Here is a 16,682-nt window from a genome sequence, read left to right on the forward strand (position 1 = left end):
TAAGAACTCAACCCATAAAAAGATGTGTAGATACCTATGCTGCGATGGGTCCCTACAGCTCAACGCCGTTGTTGCGTCCGTGCCTCGCCGCAACCATCGACTACCTGATCCACCTCCCTCCACCATCCGACAAACCCCCATCCCCACACTGCGTTGGACCTTCGACCTCAAAAGCCAGTGGAGCCATCACCCGGACGTTCTCACGGACATAGGATGGCGCTTTCGGGGGCAAGCCTTGCTCCCGATTAGGCCAGAAAAGCCCCCCGCGCTGCCGCCCCCAGACCTCATCGACCCACCCTGGTACAGATTCACAAAAAAACACCATACAGATGGCCTGAATCGCAACTGTGCACTAAAGAATTAGGTGTTCTGAATCTTAATTGTTCGCTCGCTACAGCCAAGAATAGCCCATGGATTGAGTAAGCGAGATAGTCGAGGCCATGCGCCGGCAACTTCATTCATTAAGAAAATCAAACCAGAGTTAACTTATGACTGTTTATGCGTGGTTGTCGTTCATCCTGATTACTATGGTTCAGGCAGGCTCGCCGGGACCCTCCACGGTATTCCTGGTTAATAATTCAATAAAATATGGGCCGTTAAAAGCGATTGGCGTGCTCACCGGTGATGTGTTCGCCATTTTGATAATGGGGTTGATCTCGTCATTCGGAATTGCCACGTTTTTTGCCAATCATCCCGCCATGTTTAATGGTTTGAAGTTTGCGGGTGCGGCCTACCTTATTTATCTGGGGGTCGGTGCGTTCAAGAAAAGCAGGTCTGCCGCGCCGGCTGCAAGTACCGACGTGCCCACCGCCAAGTTGCCGTCGTTGACACGGCAGTGGGTGCAATCTTTTTTGATCGGGATCAGTAATCCCAAGGCGCTGGTTTATTTTACTGCGTTATTACCGCAATTCGAAAAAAGTGGCGCTCCGGATTTACAGTTCTTTGCGTTTCTCGTTGTGCTCAGTGCTTTGATAAAGTTTTCCATATTGTCGTGTTACGCCGTTGTCGCGATTCGCATCGCTTCGAAATTAACATCGCCTTCCGCCAGTAGAATCGGATCGAAAGTAGTGGCTGTATTCTTCGTGTTTTTTGGTGCGGCATTAGGGCTCTCAATCATCCATTGAAGGATAGGTACATATGAGGTATGAAAACTCGGCAGCAGGTTCACTGTTGGGGATGCACAGCACCTGCGACGTGATTGAACTGCAACTCAAGCACGCCGGCTATTGGGTGGGTAACTATTTCAACTACTTCATCACACTGGCGCATCGGTCTGATGATTGGAGAGCGTTCCTTGACACCTGGGATGGCCTGCCACCGGATGAATTTATGGCGGACGGTGGCAAGTATCGGCGGCGGCGTTTTACCGAGCTTCGTTACAATGTTCAGAGTGATGAGATCGGTATATTGCCGCATAAACCTTTTTTTCAGGATACGTATAATAATGCCCTGAATGGTGGCGTCGATCGGCATTTCGAACCGATCACGCCGTACATCGCCACGCATCCGTTCATAAAACGCATGATCCGGGATTATGTCGCCATCTTTACCCGTTACAGGGATGTGGCGGTTTGGCAAGTGTACGTGCACCAAGTCAGAATCACGTCGTCCCGAGGCATTGCGGGTTTTCCGACACCCGAAGGTATTCATAAAGATGGCGTGACATTTTCTAGCCTGTTTTGTATCAACCGGACTGAAAACTGCGTCGGTGCCGAAAATTTCATTTATGACAACGATAAGAACGTGCTCGAGCGTTTCACCCTGACGGGTTACGGCGACCTGGTGATATTCGATGATTCCAAGGTGTATCACAGTGTCAGTCAAATGAATGCGTCAGACGATTGCACCGCGTCGAGGGATATGTTGTTTCTGGAATTCACCGCGCAAGGGGGCGAGCATGTTGCGTCATAGTTCTGTGAATATCGAAGAACGCAATTACTCAAAAGAAATGATTGAAAGTATAAGCACTCGTTGGCCGTTCGAAGCCGAGGTCATGCGGTTCAATGAAGTTTCAGCGTGCTCATTCAATATGCATGTCCCGGACTTTATCCCGGAGATGGTGCCCTTTTCGATATTCGACGAGTGGCGAGCATTGGAGCCCCAGGATCAAAGCGATTTGTTGTCGGCGGGTTGGATCATCTACCAAAGCAACACGATTTTCATTGAAACCGATTTGGTCACGCCGGCGTGCATCGAGGTGATCAGGTCGCGACAGGACAACAGTGTCGGCCCCGAGATGGCCCGTTCGATGGCTGAAGCGATGACCGACGAGGGCTACCATACCCTGTTGGCGGTACTCACCTGCGACGCTGTGCGGGCGAATAGACAGCTGCCGTTGTTCCCCACAGACTTTCATCTGGTCAGTGTTATGAGTACGTATATCAATGGCCTTGATTGCGAATGGAAGCGCCGAGTCGCGCGCATCGCGACGGCGTGCTGTACCGAAAACCACATCACCGACTACCTGGACCTGCTGGCCAATGCTTCGTCCATTCAGCCGATGTTTCTGGCGGCAGTGAATGCCCATGCCAAAGATGAGTGGAACCACGGCTCGCAGTTCGCGGTATTGGCCCGGGATATCTATTGGGCGCTTTCCAGCGAAGGCCAGAAGGTATTCAAGGACACCGTTGAGTTGGTCGCGAAGAATTTTTTCCGGGCCGACCTTAACGCGTGGATCACGGTGATTGACCAGTTGGATCGTCCTTCACTGGCGGATGTGCGCACAGCGATCATCAATAATTCGGTTGAGCTGCAAAGGGCCGTTGAGTTTACGAACAATAATCGCGGCCTGATGAAACTGTATGAAAACCTTGAATGGGAGTGGGCCGGCTATGAAAGCAGATAGTTTTATGCTCACGTGCGCGACCCGGCACGAGCCCATCGCCAGCGCGGTATTTTCCCTGGTCAATGCCTGTGAGCGGATGGGCCTTGTGCGCACACGCTGCCGCCAAGGGCGATGCGGTTCTTGCCAGGTGAGGTTGATATCCGGTGAATACAGTGAGTTGACCCCCATGCTGGCGCTCACGGAAAAAGAGCGAGGCGGCAATGCGATTTTGCCCTGTGTGTTGGTTCCGCTTTCGAACATCGAAGTTGAGGCTTGGTACACATGAGTGAGACGGTTTATTTGCGGCGCGATAACTTCATCATTCGTAAAGCGACGATAGACGATGCGGTGGCGATCAGGAAAATGGTGTTCAAGACATTTGTCGAATACGGCATCGCGGCCGATCCCGACGATGACGACCGCGACATCATGTGCTTTGGCGTGCCCAAGGAGAATGTTGTGGAGCTGGTCACGGTATTTGATGGCATCCCCGTGGGGTCGGCCATTTTGACTGCGTGCGGGGAGGGCAGGGGCAAACTCACCAAGTTTTACCTGGACAAAAACTATCGTCGGTTTGGTGCCGGTGTGGCCATGCTCAACACCGCCGTCGCTGCCGCAAAATCCATGGGCGTTAAGGAGGTGTTCCTGAAAACTCGAGCGCTGTATAAAGAGGCCGTTCAACTGTATGAGTCGACCGGTTGGGTCAGGGGCGAAGACCAGCCTGGCCCAGGCCCTGAGCGCCTTTATTCGATTAAGTTCTCTGAGCAGTGAAAGGCTTTACCCAGCCATGAGCTGAAACAGACAGGCCCTTGAGGGCCTGTTTGTTACGTGCAGGCTAACGCAGCATATGCGAGACGTTCAAGTCGGATACGAGCTGCCCCATCGTTTTTATCGCGTGCTCTGCACGCTCATTCAGCAGGCCGCCGTAATTGATACGAATGCAGTTTTCATATTTACCCGACGAAGAAAATATTTTGCCGGTAGCAATCTGCACGTTGTGCTTCATCAAGCGATCGCTGAGTTCATAAGCCGACACCCCGTCCGGCAATTCAATCCATAAGAAATAGCCGCCTTGCGGCCGGCTGACGCGAATGCTGGAGTTGAAATACTTGGAGATCCAGTTCGTCATCAACTCCCTGTTGGCTTTGTAATTGGCGCGCATACGTCGAAGGTGGATCTGATAGAGCCCTTTGCTCATGAACTCGGCAATTGCCCTTTGATTGGCGGTCGCGGTAGCACCGGAGCTGATGTATTTGGTGTGCAGCACCTTGTCGTAGAATTTGCCCGGCACCACCCAGCCCACCCGCAAGCCGGGCGCCAGTGTTTTTGAAAAAGACCCGCACAGAATGACCTTGCCTTCAGTGTCCAGGGACTTGATGGTTTGCGGGCGCGGATACGAGAACGTCAGGTCGCCATAGGTATCATCTTCGATGATAAAAAAGCCGAAGGTTTTGGACAGCTTTACCAGGGTTTCCTTGCGCTCATTGGGCATTACATAACCCAGCGGGTTATTGCAATTGGGGTTGACCAGTACCGCCCGAATAGGCCATTGCTCGGCGATAAGTTCCAGCGACTCCAGGTCAATGCCCGTCAATGGGTGGCTAGGCACCTCGATGACTTTTATACCGCACACCTTGAGTGTCTGGATCGCGCCGTGAAAACTGGGCGACTCCACGACGACGATATCGCCTTGGCTGCAAATAGAGCGTATGGAGCACATGAGTGCTTCCTGGCAACCGGTGGTAATGATGATCTCGTCGGGGCCGATAAGGCAGCCGGAATCAATGATCAACCGGCTGATCTGTGTTCTTAACTCCAAGTTGCCCTTGATGTTTTCATAGTTGAGCCCGTCTTTTTGCCAACGCTTCGCTTCGTGGCTCAGGCTTTTCATCAAGGGTTTGAGTGTCGGTGTGTCAACGCTTGGCATGCCTCTGCCCAATTGCAGGACCCCTTCGTCAGGGGTGTTGGCCGTCACCTTGTAGATTTCATCCCATTCCAATATATCCAGGGGTGTTCTTTCGGAAGCACGCATCGTGGGCAATAGATAGACGTGCTGTTTGCGGGTGACGAAATGCCCGGATTTGGGGGCTGGTGACGCCAGCCCTTCCTCCTCCAGGAGCCGGTATGCCTGTTGGACCGTGCCCAGGCTGACCCCGTGTTCTGCGCTTAATATGCGCACGGAAGGGAGTCGCTGCCCTTCCTGGTACATGCCCATTTCAATTCTGCTACGCAGTAAATGGGCCAAATCTGAATACTTTGCCACTGATCCCTCGCCGCTGCTTCGCTACCCTTGCCATGGGCGCATAGTCCTCCGCGGCACCGTCTGTGGCAAGGGCCGCAACAGCAGTGAAGTGCCTGTGGTTGGTAGTGCTTGTGGTTCACGCATTCGGGCGCCAACCGCCGCCCAATGCCGTCACCAACCCCACGCTTGCCTGCAACTGCCGCGTCTGCACGGCCTGCAACGCCCTTTGCGCCTGCAACGCCGCCGTCTGTGCGATCACCACGTCGAGGTAACTCACGGCCCCCGCTTGATAGCTATTCATCGCCAGCGACTGCGTATGTTGCGCCGCATTCGCCGCCGCCTGTTCATCCTGGGCTTGCTGCTGCAAATCCCTTAGCTGCGCCAGGTTATCTTCCACCTCGCGCACAGCTTTCAGTACACGGCTGCGGTACTGCGCCGAAGCCTCCTCAAACTCGGCTTTGGCCTGACGCTCATTGGCACTCAAGCGCCCGCCATCAAAGATCGGCAAGTTCACCAAAGGCCCCAGCGCCCAATACCGATTGCCGGCGGACAGCAAGTTACCCACCCCTTGCGTCTGCCCGCCTATCAGCCCGGTCAAGCTGAAGTCCGGATACCACGCTGCCTTCGCCACACCGATATTGGCATTGGCGGCAAACACCCGCCGTTCCGCCGCCGCAATGTCCGGACGGCGTTGCAGCAGGTGGCTCGGCAGCTGCGAAGGAATTCCCGGCAGCGCAATCAACTGTTGGCTCGCAGGCACGCTGAAGTTGCTGGCTGCCACGCCTACCAGCTCGCCAATGGCATGCTCGGTGAGGTTGCGTTGCCCGCGCACTTCATCCAGTTGCGCCTTGGCTTCGGCCAGTTGGTTTTGCGCCCGGGTCAGGTCGAGTTCGGACGCAATCTGGCCTTCGTAACGGCTGCGTGTCAGTTGCAACGCCTGGCTGAAATCATCCAGCGAGCTGTTGAGAATGCGGCTCTGCGCATCCAGCCCATTGAGCTGCACATACAGCGTCGCCAGCTGATGCTGCAGGCTCAGGCGCGCCACGGCCAAATCATCGCCTGATGCTTGCGCCTGGGCGTCACCCGCCGCGACCTGGTTGCGGATCTTGCCCCACAGGTCCAAGTCGTAGCTCAACGAAAACCCGGCGGTATTGCTGTTGTACACCGACGGCTGCGTGTCCCCACGCAGCGGTCGCGAGTCCGATTGCCGCTGGCGCAATGGCTGTGCACTGGCGGTGATCTGCGGGAACAAACCCGCGTGCAATTGGCTGGCATACGCCTGGGACGCATCGAAATGCGCCAGCGCCGCCGCCAAATCCGGGTTGGCCTTGAGCAACTGCTGTTGCAGGTCATTCAGGTGCGAGTCGTTGTAGAGTTTCCACCATTCGGGCGCGAGTTGGTCGCAGGGTTGCGCGCTGTGCCACGGGCCGTCGCTGGTCTGTTCGCGATAGCCCGCCGGCAGGTCAACCGACGGCACCTTGTAGGTGGGCGCCATTGAGCAGCCCTGCAATAGCAGCAGCATCAACGCCGCCAGGGGTTTAAGCCTTGGGCGCATGTACACCTCCGGCGTCGGCCAGTTGCACGGGGTCGCCTTCGCGCAGGGCGTCCGGCGGGTTGTCGACCACGCGGTCGGCGGGTTTCAGGCCTTGGTCGATCACCAGGCGTTCGCCGAGGTCGAGGCCGATGTGGATGTCTTGCAGGTGCACGTGGTTCTGCGTATCGAGCACCGCGACTTGGGTGCCTTGGGCACGGAAGATCAGCGCGCTGGCGGGGATACTCACGCCGTGGGTGTCCGCCGGAATCGGCAAGGTCGCTTCGGCGTAATCACCGGGCAGCAACTCGCCGTTGGGGTTGTCGACGACGAACTGCGCGAGCAGCGTGCCGGAGCGGCGGTCGATGGCGGTGGAGTCGCCGATCAGGCGCGCCTTGAAGTGCTCGCCGGGGTGTTCGGGCACGGTCAGTTCAGCCTCCAAGCCTGGGTGGATCACCGCCGCGTAGTTCTGCGGCACCGGCACGTAGAGACGCAACTGGTGGGTGTCGGCGATGTTGAACAGTTCCGGGTCGCTGTCGGTGTCGGCCTTGATCAACTGACCGATATCGGTGTTGCGTGCGGTGATGGTGCCGGCGAATGGCGCGCGAAGGGTCTTGTAGCTTTCCAGTGCCGACAGCCGTGCATAGTCGGCCGCGGCCGCTTCGGCATTGGCTTTGGCAGCGGCGGCGTTGGAGGTTTTTTCATCGGCTTCCTGACGCGACACCGAGTGGCTGGCCAACAGGTTTTGCCAGCGTGTGGCGGTGGTCTCGGCCAGGCGTGCGTTGGCCTGTTCCTGCACCAGGCGCGCGTGGGTCTGCGCCAGTTGCTGGTCAAGGTCCGGGGTGTCGATTTCGGCGAGGATTTGCCCGGCTTTGACTTGGGTGCCGATGTCGGCTTTCCAGTCTTTCAAGTAGCCGCTGACGCGAGCGTGAATCGGCGCCTTGCTCCAGGCTTCAAGGTGCGCGGGCAGGCGCAAAGTGTCACCGGCCACGTTCTGTTTCGGCTGGAACACCATCACTTGCGGGACGGCGGCGGTTTCGGTCCAGGCGGTGACCGATTGTTCGTGCATCGTGCGGGCGTGCAGGCCGTTGGCGACCAACAGGGCGGCCAGTGTCAGGCCGCCGATACCCATGAGCATCAGACGCTTGCGCGAGGGTGTGTGATCAGACGACATGTGAAGTTTCTCCAGCAGCTGCGCGAGTAGGGTGACGACCGTGGACCAGGCTGAAGACCACGGGTACAAACAACAGGGTGGCGACGGTGGCGAAGATCAAACCGCCGATCACCGCCCGGCCAAGGGGTGAGTTCTGCTCTTCTGACAAGGCCAGCGGCAACATGCCGATGATCATCGCCAGGGCCGTCATGCACACCGGCCGGAAGCGGGTGTAGCCGGCTTCCATCGCGGCCTTCAACGCGTCGCCATGTTCGGCCAGGCGTTCACGGCAGAAGCTCACCACCAGGATCGAGTTGGCGGTGGCCACGCCCATGCACAAGATGGCCCCGGTCAGCGCGGGCACCGACAGCGAAGTGCCGCTGAGGAACAGCATCCACACGATCCCCGCCAGCGCCGCCGGCAAGGCAGTGATGATCACGAACGGGTCGGCCCAGGACTGGAAGTTGACCACGATCAGCAGGTAGATCAGCACCACGGCGCCGAGCAAGCCGAAGCTCAAACCGCTGAAGGCTTCATGCAGCGCATCGATCTGCCCATGCAGGCTGATCACTGCACCTTTGGGGCGCATGGCGGCGGTGTCATCCAGCGCCTTTTGCACGTCGCGGGCTACGCCGCCAAGGTCGCGGCCTTGCACGTTGGCGTACAGGTCCAGGGTCGGTTCGATGTTGTAGTGGGTCACCACCGCCGGGCTTTGCACACGAGAGATGGTGGCCACACCGCCGAGGATCTGCGACTGGCCATCGGCACCGGTAACCGGCAAGGCTTCCAACGACGGCAGGCTGTCGAGGCGGTATTGCGGCGTTGCCGCGACGATCGAATACGACACGCCGTTGGCTGGGTTGAGCCAGAAGGTCGGGGCGGTTTGCGAGCTGCCGGCGAGGGAGGCGACCATGCTGTTGGTCACGTCCCGCTCGGTGATACCCAGGCCGTTGGCACGCATGCGGTCGACGTTAACTTGCAGCGATGGGTAGCCGGTAGACTGCTGGATGCGCAGGTCGGCAATGCCCGGTACGTGCTGCAAGCGACGTTCAAGTTCCACCGCATAGGCGCGGTTTTCTGCATCGCTGCGCCCGGAGATTTTCACGTCCAGCGGGGCTGGCGCGCCGAAGTTGAGGATCTGGCTGCTGATGTCCGCCGGCAGGAACGCGAAGTGGCTGCCGGGGAAGCTTTCCGGCAAGGCTTCACGCAGTTTTTTCACGTAGTCGGCGGTGGGCGCGTGGTCCTTTTTCAGGCTGACTTGAATGTCGCCATCCTGCGGGCCGATGGTGCCGCTGCTGCTGTAGGCCATGTCGATGCCGCTGAGCGGAATGCCGATGTTGTCGACGATGGTGTCGAGTTCTTCGGCGGGGATCACTTCGCGAATCCGCGCTTCAATCCGGTCGAACGCCGCCGCGCTTTCTTCAATCCGCGTGCCCAGTGGCAGGCGCACGTGAAGGGCGAGGGCACCGGCGTCGGTGGCCGGGAAAAAGTCCTGGCCCAGGCTTGGCAACAGCAGGAACGAGGCGAGCACGCAGGCCAGGAAGCCGACGATAAAGCGCTTGCGATTGCCCAGCGCGAGCATCAGCAAGCCATGGTAGGTGTCGCGGATATTCGAGAAGTGGCGCTCGAACCCTTGCTGAAAATTCAGCACCGATTGCAGCACGGCATTGCGTGGTTTTTTGTGCTGCTCACCCTCGTGGTGGTTGATGAATTCATCTTCCGGGTGGTGCCCTGCGCCCGGTTCCGGTGTGTGCGGCTTGAGCAGGAACATCGCCAGCGTCGGCACCAAGGTGCGCGAGAGGATGAACGAGCTGGCCATGGCAAAAATCACGGCCAGGGCCATTGGCCGGAACAGGTAACCGGCGATGCCTTGCAGCAAGAACATCGGCACGAACACGATGCAGATGCACAGCAGCGAGACGAACGCCGGGCCGACGATTTGCGCGGCGCCGTCGAGGATCGCGGTCTTCACCGCCTTGCCTTGTTCCAGGTGCCAGTTGATGTTTTCGATGGTCACCGTGGCATCGTCCACCAGAATCCCCACCGCCAACGCCAGCCCGCCGAGGGTCATCACGTTGAGGGTTTGCCCACTGACCGCCAGCAGCGCAATGGCCGAGAGCACTGCCAGCGGAATTGAGGCGGCGATGATCAGGGTGGAACGCCAGCTGCCGAGGAACAGCAGGATCATCGCACTGGTCAGCAGTGCGGCGATGATGCCTTCTTGGGCCACGCTGCCCACCGATTGTTTGACGAACACCGAGGCGTCACCCAGCAGCGAGGTCTTCAGCGACGGTGGCAGGGTTTCGTTGATGCGCGGCAGCATCTGACGGATACCGTCGATGATCGACAAGGTGGAGATGCTGCCGTTTTTCAACGCTGGCATCAGCACCGCGCGGTGGCCGTCGACGCGCACGATATTGGTCTGTGGCGGCGAGCCGTCACGCACGTGGGCCACTTGGCCGATGGTGATCAGCGCGCCGTCGACGGTCTTGATCGGCAGGTCGTTGAGCTCATCAATCGCCTTGGGGCTGTTGTTGAGCAAGATCGTGTATTCGTAGGGGCCGAGTTTGGCGGTGCCCACTGGGATGATCTGGTTTTGCAGGGCCAGGGCGTTGCCTACGTCTTGGGCCGACAAGCCTTTGGCGGCCAAGGCTTGCGGGTCGAGGTCGAGGGTGATCTGGCGCTGCTTGCCGCCCATGGGCGTGGGCATGGCCAGGCCGGGCAGGGCGCTCAGCGGCAGGCGGATGTTGTTCTGCACCAGGTCGCGGATCTTGGCTTCCGAGAGGCTGGGGCTGGAGAACGCCATTTGCAGGATCGGCACCGTGGAGGCGCTGTAGTTGAGGATCAGCGGCGGCGTGATGCCCGGTGGCATTTGCTTGAGCACGGTTTGTGACACGGCGGTCACTTGCGCGTTGGCGGTGCGGATGTCCACGCCGGGCTGGAAGAAGATCTTGACGATGCCCATGCCGGGCAGCGATTGCGATTCGATGTGTTCGATGTCGTTGACGGTGGTGCTCAGGGAGCGTTCGTAGGTGTAGATCACTCGGCCGGCCATGGCGTCCGGCGACAGGCCGTTGTACTGCCAGACCACGGCGACGACAGGGATGCCGATGTTGGGGAAAACATCCGTCGGGGTTTTCAGGGCCGCCATCGGCCCGACGATACAGATGAATATGGCCAACACGATAAACGTGTACGGCTTTTGCAGTGCGGTCTTTACCAGCCCGAGCATGCGTGAACCTCCGAGGGGGCAGAATTGCAAACCCCGGCAGTCTTGCCCGACCCACCTAACACGCACCTTTCAGCCAGGTGAAGGAACATTTAGTTAACGGCTGAAGATCGTTTCATATGTATTCATTTGTTCTACAAAGGGCCGCTCTCCAAGCTTGTCTCCATCGGACGCGACACATTTGAGATCCGCACATTGTTAATTTTGGAGCCCTGCCATGTCACTGAAACCCCTGTTGTTGATTCCCGCCCTCGGCGCTGTTGTGTTGTTGTCGGCGTGCGCCGGCCCCATCCCCAAAGCGGACCCGAGCGAAGCGTGGATTGGTTTGAAAGAAGAGGCGCCGAACGACCTGATGGCCGAGCGCGTGGATGGCAAGCGGGTGGATGACGGGCGCTTTTTTGAAGTGACGCCGGGGGATCATCGTCTGGATGTGACGTTATTCGAAGAAGAGCCGGGCGACGATAACCAGCAGGACTGCCAGGGCCGGGTCGAGTACAAGCACTTCCAGGCCGGTGAGCACTACACATTGATTGAATCGAGCCTGGGCACCACCGTGCGCGCCGTCCTCAAGGACGGTCACGGCAAGGAAGTCGCGGCGACTCAAGACTTCAATTGCATGCCTGGCTAAGCATGGTGCACCGCGGCCTTATGCGGCTTGGCCGGTGCGCAGCGGGTGACGTGGGGGTGATGGTGCCGCCGGGTCACGCGCATGACCCCCCACAGCATGGCGCCGGCGACCGCCAGCCAACCGCAGACCAACAGGAAAATCGTTGTTGCAAGGCTCATTCGGGCCTCCTTTCGCCCCGCACGGGGCACACACAGTCTTCTCAATGGACAGTCTAGCTACCCGGCGGTTGCCTGCTATTGACCAATGGTCGAGTGCATCCAACTTGTTTGCTCTATCCAGCGCATTTTACTAACGCCTCGGGCTATACCCGCGTGGCTGAGCATCCTATGATCAGGGCCCTTACCGGCAGTTGATCAAGCGAGTAAAACATTGCGGTTACGGTCGAACGTTAAAACCTCCCTGCTGCTGGCGTGCGCCCTGGGGCTCGCGGCGTGTTCCGGGCACCCCTCGAAATTGGCGGGCCTGCCGGAGCGTGTCGAACTCAATGGCGTGCCGACCTTTCGCAGCGAGGCTTACCTGAGTGGCCCCTCGGCGTTAGCCAGCATGCTGTCGCAACAAGGCATTGTGATGACACCCGGCTTGCTCGATAAGCCCCTGCACTTGCCGGGCGGCGAGGCGGACCTTGAGCGCAACATGCAGGTGCTGGCGCGTGAATACGGACTGATGGTGTATCCACTGGATACCCAGCTGACGGCGGTGCTGGCGCAGGTGGCGGCGGGTTACCCGGTGATGGCGCGGATCAACCCGAGCGTCTGGTCCGGGACGCGCTACGTCGTGGTGGTGGGGTTCAATCAGCAGAAAAGTACAGTGCTGCTGCGCTCAGGCATGGAGCGGCGGCTGTTGATGAGCTTCAGCGATTTTGAGTCGGCCTGGAAGAGCGCCGGCCACTGGGCAATCCTGACCCAGCGCCCGAGCCAATTGCCGGCCAATGTCGATGCGCAGCGCTGGCGCGAGGCAGCCAATGCTACCGCGCAAGCCGGGCAGGAGCAGGCGGCGGCGCAGGCGCTCAAGGTGTTGGCGGAAAGAAAATAATGTGCGAGTGGGATGGTGTGGGAGCCGGGCTTGCCCGCGATGCCGGCAACTCGGTTTTTCAGGCGGACCTAGTTGATGCCATCGCAGGCAAGCCAGCTCCCACACAAGCCAGCTGCCAGATTAGATCTGCGTTGTTTTAGCGACTTACCTGCGCCGCATTCGGGCGATTCTTCAAGTTCTTATCAGCCTTGTAGCGCAGTGCGACGTCCGGCACCGAACCGCCCTTGCCGGTCTCGACCCAGCTGCGAATGCGGCTGGCATCGGCAAAGTGGGTGAACTTGCCGAAAGCATCCAGGATTACCAGCGACACCGGACGGTTACCCATGCTGGTCACCAGCACCAGGCAGTGGCCAGCTTGGTTGGTGAAACCGGTCTTGGTCAGCTTGATATCCCAGTTGTTGCGGTTGATCAGGTGGTCGGTGTTGGAGAAACCCAAGGTGTAGTTGGGCTTGCGGAACGACACGGTCTTTTCCTTGGTGGTGCTCAACTGGCTCAGCATCGGAAACTTGCGCGCATAGGCCAGCAACTTGCTCAGGTCACGGGCGGTGGACACGTTGTGAATCGACAGGCCGGTAGGCTCGACATAGTGCGTGCTGGTCATGCCCAGCGCCTTGGCCTTGGCGTTCATCGCCGCGATAAACGCTGGGTAGCCGCCCGGGTAGTGGTGGGCCAGGCTGGCGGCGGCGCGGTTTTCCGACGACATCAGGGCAATCAGCAGCATTTCTTTGCGCGGCATTTCACTGCCGATTTTCACCCGGGAGAACACGCCTTTCATTTCCGGCGTGTCCTTGATGTTGATGTCGATGTATTCGTCCATGTTCTGCTTGGCTTCCAGCACGATCAGGCCGGTCATCAGCTTGCTCACCGAGGCGATTGGCACCACGACGTCGGGGTTGCTGGAATAGATGACTTTGTTGGTCTGCAGGTCGACCAGCATGGCGCTGCCGGAAGCGATTTGCAGTTTGGAGGTATCACGCGGCGCCAGGGTGGTTTCGGCGGCGTGCGCAAAGGTGCCTGTGAATGCAAAAAATAGGCTGACGATAGAGAGACGAATTTTCACGCGGATGAACTCGCTAAAATAGTAAGGAAATACCGTTGGGAAACGGGTTATATGACAAATGCCGTTACATTTTATGAGTATGGATGAAGAACTGTCGAATGTTCTTCTAGAACCGGACGAAAGTGCTTAAAAACTAACAAAAAACAGTTTTTTTTGCGGGCAATAAAAAGCCCTGCGATAAGGCAGGGCTTTTTCAGTACCGCTGGTTATTAGCCGTGCAGGGTCTCTGCCGCATACAGCGTATTTTCCAACAGGCACGCGCGGGTCATCGGGCCGACACCACCTGGCACTGGAGTGATCCAGCCGGCGCGGGGCAGGGCGGTTTCGTACACGACGTCGCCGACCAGTTTGCCGTCTTCCTGGCGATTGATGCCGACGTCGATGACGATGGCGCCTTCTTTAATCCACTCACCTTTGACCAAACCGGGTTTGCCGGCGGCGACGACTACCAGGTCGGCGCGGCCGACGTGGCCGGCCAGGTCTTTGGTGAAGCGGTGGGTGACGGTCACGGTGCAGCCGGCCAGCAGCAGTTCCATGGCCATTGGGCGACCCACGATGTTGGAGGCGCCCACCACCACCGCATCGAGGCCGTACAAGTCGACGCCGGTGCTTTCCAGCAGGGTCATGATGCCTTTCGGCGTGCAGGGGCGCAGCAGCGGGATACGCTGGGCCAGGCGGCCGACGTTATAAGGATGGAAACCGTCGACGTCTTTGTCCGGGCGGATGCGCTCCAGCAATTTGGAGGCATCGAGGTGCTCGGGCAGTGGCAGCTGCAGCAGGATGCCGTCGATGCTCGGGTTGTCGTTGAGGCCGTCGATCAGGTCGGTCAAGTCTTTCTGGGTGGTGCCTGTAGGCAAGTCGTAGGCTTTGGAAATAAAGCCGACCTCTTCACAGTCTTTACGCTTGTGCGAGACATAAACCTGAGAGGCAGGATCGCTGCCGACCAGGATCACCGCGAGGCCAGGCGTGCGCAGGCCTTGCTGGCTACGCTCGGTGACTCGTTTGGCGATCTGCTGGCGCAGGCTGGCGGCGATTGATTTGCCGTCGATAAGTTGTGCAGTCATTACGCGTGATTAACCATCGAGAGGGGGAAGAAAAGTGCGCGCATTCTCGCACGCCATGACGTGAGGGCAAAGGCGCTTGGTCTGCAAATTGCCCTAACCCCTTAAATAAAATCAGTTTTTTTCAAAAAAGATTTGACGGGTATCAAGGCCCTCTATACTATTCGTCGCACTTGTCGGGCACAGCCTAGCACTGGTTAAGAAGGTCGAGCAGAATTGTTGTACTGCAAGGCTGGAAGCATTTAGTTTGTAATCTTCAAAGAGTGCAGATTAATAAGGCGCCCGTAGCTCAGCTGGATAGAGCATCCGCCTTCTAAGCGGATGGTCGCAGGTTCGAGTCCTGCCGGGTGCGCCATTAGGCAGCTTTGGCACAAGTAGCGCTAGATGGTGGGCGTAGCTCAGTTGGTAGAGCACGGGATTGTGACTCCCGTTGTCGAGGGTTCGATCCCCTTCGTCCACCCCATATTTTTAAAAGGCGCCAGATTAATCGTCTGGCGCCTTTGCTTTAAGAGCTTCAAGCGCGGATGTGGTGGAATTGGTAGACACACTGGATTTAGGTTCCAGCGCCGCGAGGCGTAAGAGTTCGAGTCTCTTCATCCGCACCACCTTTAAAATCAAGGCTTTACGAGCCTTAGAGTACCCTCCTGTAGCACCGCTGGATTCTCGCTGTAGCGAGGTTGTGACAAGCCCAGATCGAGTACGCTTACCGCACTACGCACCCTTGCAGGTGCAAGGTGGGCGTATTTCTCTGTCATCTGGATTGTCGAGTGCCCAAGCAAATCCCTGATTTCAATAAGCGGTACACCAGCCGACACAAGCCATGCTGCGCAGGTGTGGCGTAAATCGTGTATCGTAAAATCTGTGATGCCAGCTTTTTCACAAGCGTTATCAAATCCAGTCGACGGATCTGCAACCCTTGCACCATTCTTTCTGGTGAACACCCATGGCGTTGTCGGGCAGTGCTCGGCCCGCATCGCCATTCTTCCTCTCAGCGCCGCCAGCGCTCCCTCATTCAGTGGGATACTTCGGCGCTTTGCCGCCTTAGTATGCTCCCCGTCCAGATAAATCAGCCGGTTGGCAAAATCAACCCGGCGCCACTCCAGACCTAGCATTTCCTCTTTCCTGCAACCGGTGTTCACCGCGAGCCTGATAAAATCTTCTAGCATGTCGCCGAACCGTTGCTTGCGCACCGTACGGCACAGGCTGTCGAGTTCTCCTCGGGTGACCCACCTGACTCTTCCCTCTGGCTCCTTGAGCTTTCGTCCGCGCACCGGATTGGGTAATTTCCACTCCAGTTCACCGACACACCAGTTGATGGCCGCAGAAAGGGCTGCCAATTCCCGATTGATTGTCGCTGAGGATCTACCTACTTTCGATCTTGATGATGAGTACTCACGGATATCCTTCCCGGAAAGGTCGTTCATCATTTTTCCAGCGAAATAAGCTTGCAGTGATTTGACCCGGTATTGCGTCGTTTTAAAGCTTTTTTGAGCGGTTGAGGCGTTGGTAAGGTATTCAATCATCACTTCTTCAAAGGTCCTGGGCGGATCAACGCCCAGTTCCTTTTGCCGCCATGCTGCGCCTCTGTGCTCCTGATCTATAGCCTTGGCTGCTGCGTAGTCCTCGGTACCAGCAGAGCGTCTAATGTACGTACCATCTGCTGCGGTGAAACTGATCCACCACGTTTTTCCTCTTTTATAGGGCATATCTTCTCCTCGGATACGCCGCCCGCGTCGCGGAGGGTATCAGGGATGCCGTCCTCGATCATCTGGACAAGCTTCCCATAGTGGACGCGAAGGGGGCCTAACCCCCTGACGCAAGGCAGTTTCCCGGCTTTTGCCAGGGCGTAAGCGGTTGTGCGGCCGATGCTCAACATCTCGGCCGCCTCTATAATTGAGATGAGGCGCATAGGTGGTGTCCTT

At 58.0% G+C, this 16,682-nt stretch carries 16 protein-coding genes and 3 tRNA genes; 10 read left to right on the forward strand and 9 right to left on the reverse strand.

What is annotated here, in order from left to right; genetic code table 11:
- The first annotated feature begins 488 nt into the window (after positions 1-488).
- The 5 genes from ACI77I_RS29945 to ACI77I_RS29965 are packed head-to-tail and all read left to right on the forward strand — an operon-like array spanning position 489 to position 3,595.
- The gene (locus tag ACI77I_RS29945) at positions 489-1,124 is read left to right on the forward strand and encodes a LysE family translocator (RefSeq protein ID WP_242150794.1); all 636 of its coding nucleotides are present in this window, start codon (positions 489-491) and stop codon (positions 1,122-1,124) included.
- Positions 1,125-1,137: 13 nt separating this feature from the next.
- On the forward strand, positions 1,138-1,911 hold the full coding sequence (locus ACI77I_RS29950; RefSeq protein ID WP_406999778.1) for a 2OG-Fe dioxygenase family protein: 774 nt from the start codon (positions 1,138-1,140) through the stop codon (positions 1,909-1,911).
- Positions 1,898-2,845: a diiron oxygenase gene (locus ACI77I_RS29955; RefSeq protein WP_406999780.1), complete on the forward strand. Its 948-nt coding sequence runs from the start codon at positions 1,898-1,900 to the stop codon at positions 2,843-2,845. Before ACI77I_RS29950 ends, ACI77I_RS29955 begins: the two co-directional genes overlap by 14 nt.
- A 4-nt stretch (positions 2,846-2,849) precedes the next feature.
- Positions 2,850-3,110, forward strand: coding sequence for a 2Fe-2S iron-sulfur cluster-binding protein (locus ACI77I_RS29960; RefSeq protein WP_371917691.1), 261 nt, complete (start codon positions 2,850-2,852; stop codon positions 3,108-3,110).
- Positions 3,107-3,595 carry a GNAT family N-acetyltransferase gene (locus ACI77I_RS29965; RefSeq protein WP_406999782.1) on the forward strand — a complete coding sequence of 163 codons (489 nt, stop codon included), beginning with the start codon at positions 3,107-3,109 and terminating at the stop codon, positions 3,593-3,595. The genes ACI77I_RS29960 and ACI77I_RS29965 overlap by 4 nt, the downstream gene beginning before the upstream one ends.
- A 64-nt stretch (positions 3,596-3,659) precedes the next feature.
- On the opposite strand, the gene ACI77I_RS29970 is transcribed toward ACI77I_RS29965, so the two are convergent.
- The 4 genes from ACI77I_RS29970 to ACI77I_RS29985 all read right to left on the reverse strand — a co-directional run bounded on the left by ACI77I_RS29970 (position 3,660) and on the right by ACI77I_RS29985 (position 10,982).
- Complete coding sequence (locus ACI77I_RS29970) at positions 3,660-5,087, reverse strand: PLP-dependent aminotransferase family protein (RefSeq protein ID WP_406999784.1); 1,428 nt, start codon at positions 5,085-5,087, stop codon at positions 3,660-3,662.
- Between the two features lie 115 nt (positions 5,088-5,202).
- Complete coding sequence (locus ACI77I_RS29975) at positions 5,203-6,621, reverse strand: efflux transporter outer membrane subunit (RefSeq protein ID WP_406999786.1); 1,419 nt, start codon at positions 6,619-6,621, stop codon at positions 5,203-5,205.
- Positions 6,605-7,771, reverse strand: a complete 1,167-nt coding sequence (locus ACI77I_RS29980) for an efflux RND transporter periplasmic adaptor subunit (protein ID WP_094951477.1) — start codon at positions 7,769-7,771, stop codon at positions 6,605-6,607. Before ACI77I_RS29980 ends, ACI77I_RS29975 begins: the two co-directional genes overlap by 17 nt.
- Positions 7,761-10,982, reverse strand: coding sequence for an efflux RND transporter permease subunit (locus ACI77I_RS29985; RefSeq protein ID WP_406999788.1), 3,222 nt, complete (start codon positions 10,980-10,982; stop codon positions 7,761-7,763). The genes ACI77I_RS29980 and ACI77I_RS29985 overlap by 11 nt, the downstream gene beginning before the upstream one ends.
- A gap of 214 nt (positions 10,983-11,196) precedes the next feature.
- Between ACI77I_RS29985 and ACI77I_RS29990 the strand changes: the two genes are divergently transcribed.
- Complete coding sequence (locus ACI77I_RS29990) at positions 11,197-11,607, forward strand: hypothetical protein (RefSeq protein ID WP_263273539.1); 411 nt, start codon at positions 11,197-11,199, stop codon at positions 11,605-11,607.
- Here the strand turns inward: ACI77I_RS29990 and ACI77I_RS29995 are convergent.
- The gene (locus tag ACI77I_RS29995) at positions 11,604-11,765 is read right to left on the reverse strand and encodes a hypothetical protein (protein ID WP_406999790.1); all 162 of its coding nucleotides are present in this window, start codon (positions 11,763-11,765) and stop codon (positions 11,604-11,606) included. The genes ACI77I_RS29990 and ACI77I_RS29995 overlap by 4 nt on opposite strands.
- 211 nt (positions 11,766-11,976) lie before the next feature.
- Between ACI77I_RS29995 and ACI77I_RS30000 the strand changes: the two genes are divergently transcribed.
- A complete protein-coding gene (locus tag ACI77I_RS30000; protein ID WP_263273538.1) occupies positions 11,977-12,639 on the forward strand; it encodes a peptidase C39 family protein in 663 nt (220 codons plus the stop codon).
- A gap of 136 nt (positions 12,640-12,775) precedes the next feature.
- Here ACI77I_RS30000 and pbpG read toward each other — a convergent pair whose 3' ends face one another.
- The gene (gene pbpG, locus ACI77I_RS30005) at positions 12,776-13,699 is read right to left on the reverse strand and encodes a D-alanyl-D-alanine endopeptidase (RefSeq protein WP_094951481.1); all 924 of its coding nucleotides are present in this window, start codon (positions 13,697-13,699) and stop codon (positions 12,776-12,778) included.
- A gap of 209 nt (positions 13,700-13,908) precedes the next feature.
- Complete coding sequence (folD, locus tag ACI77I_RS30010) at positions 13,909-14,763, reverse strand: bifunctional methylenetetrahydrofolate dehydrogenase/methenyltetrahydrofolate cyclohydrolase FolD (RefSeq protein ID WP_094951482.1); 855 nt, start codon at positions 14,761-14,763, stop codon at positions 13,909-13,911.
- 275 nt (positions 14,764-15,038) lie between these two features.
- Between folD and ACI77I_RS30015 the strand changes: the two genes are divergently transcribed.
- The 3 genes from ACI77I_RS30015 to ACI77I_RS30025 all read left to right on the forward strand — a co-directional run bounded on the left by ACI77I_RS30015 (position 15,039) and on the right by ACI77I_RS30025 (position 15,365).
- Positions 15,039-15,115 (forward strand) — tRNA-Arg (locus tag ACI77I_RS30015).
- A gap of 32 nt (positions 15,116-15,147) precedes the next feature.
- Positions 15,148-15,223: transfer RNA gene (locus ACI77I_RS30020), tRNA-His, on the forward strand.
- Positions 15,224-15,280: 57 nt separating this feature from the next.
- Positions 15,281-15,365: transfer RNA gene (locus ACI77I_RS30025), tRNA-Leu, on the forward strand.
- 9 nt (positions 15,366-15,374) lie between these two features.
- Here ACI77I_RS30025 and ACI77I_RS30030 read toward each other — a convergent pair.
- Together ACI77I_RS30030 and ACI77I_RS30035 are read right to left on the reverse strand one after the other, a co-directional pair.
- Positions 15,375-16,466 (reverse strand): tyrosine-type recombinase/integrase, encoded by a 1,092-nt coding sequence (locus ACI77I_RS30030; protein ID WP_406999792.1) that lies wholly within the window; start codon positions 16,464-16,466, stop codon positions 15,375-15,377.
- Complete coding sequence (locus ACI77I_RS30035; RefSeq protein ID WP_406999794.1) at positions 16,358-16,669, reverse strand: helix-turn-helix domain-containing protein; 312 nt, start codon at positions 16,667-16,669, stop codon at positions 16,358-16,360. The genes ACI77I_RS30030 and ACI77I_RS30035 overlap by 109 nt, the downstream gene beginning before the upstream one ends.
- Between the last annotated feature and the right edge of the window lie 13 nt (positions 16,670-16,682).

Source organism: Pseudomonas sp. D47 (assembly GCF_045447305.1).
GTDB lineage: Bacteria > Pseudomonadota > Gammaproteobacteria > Pseudomonadales > Pseudomonadaceae > Aquipseudomonas.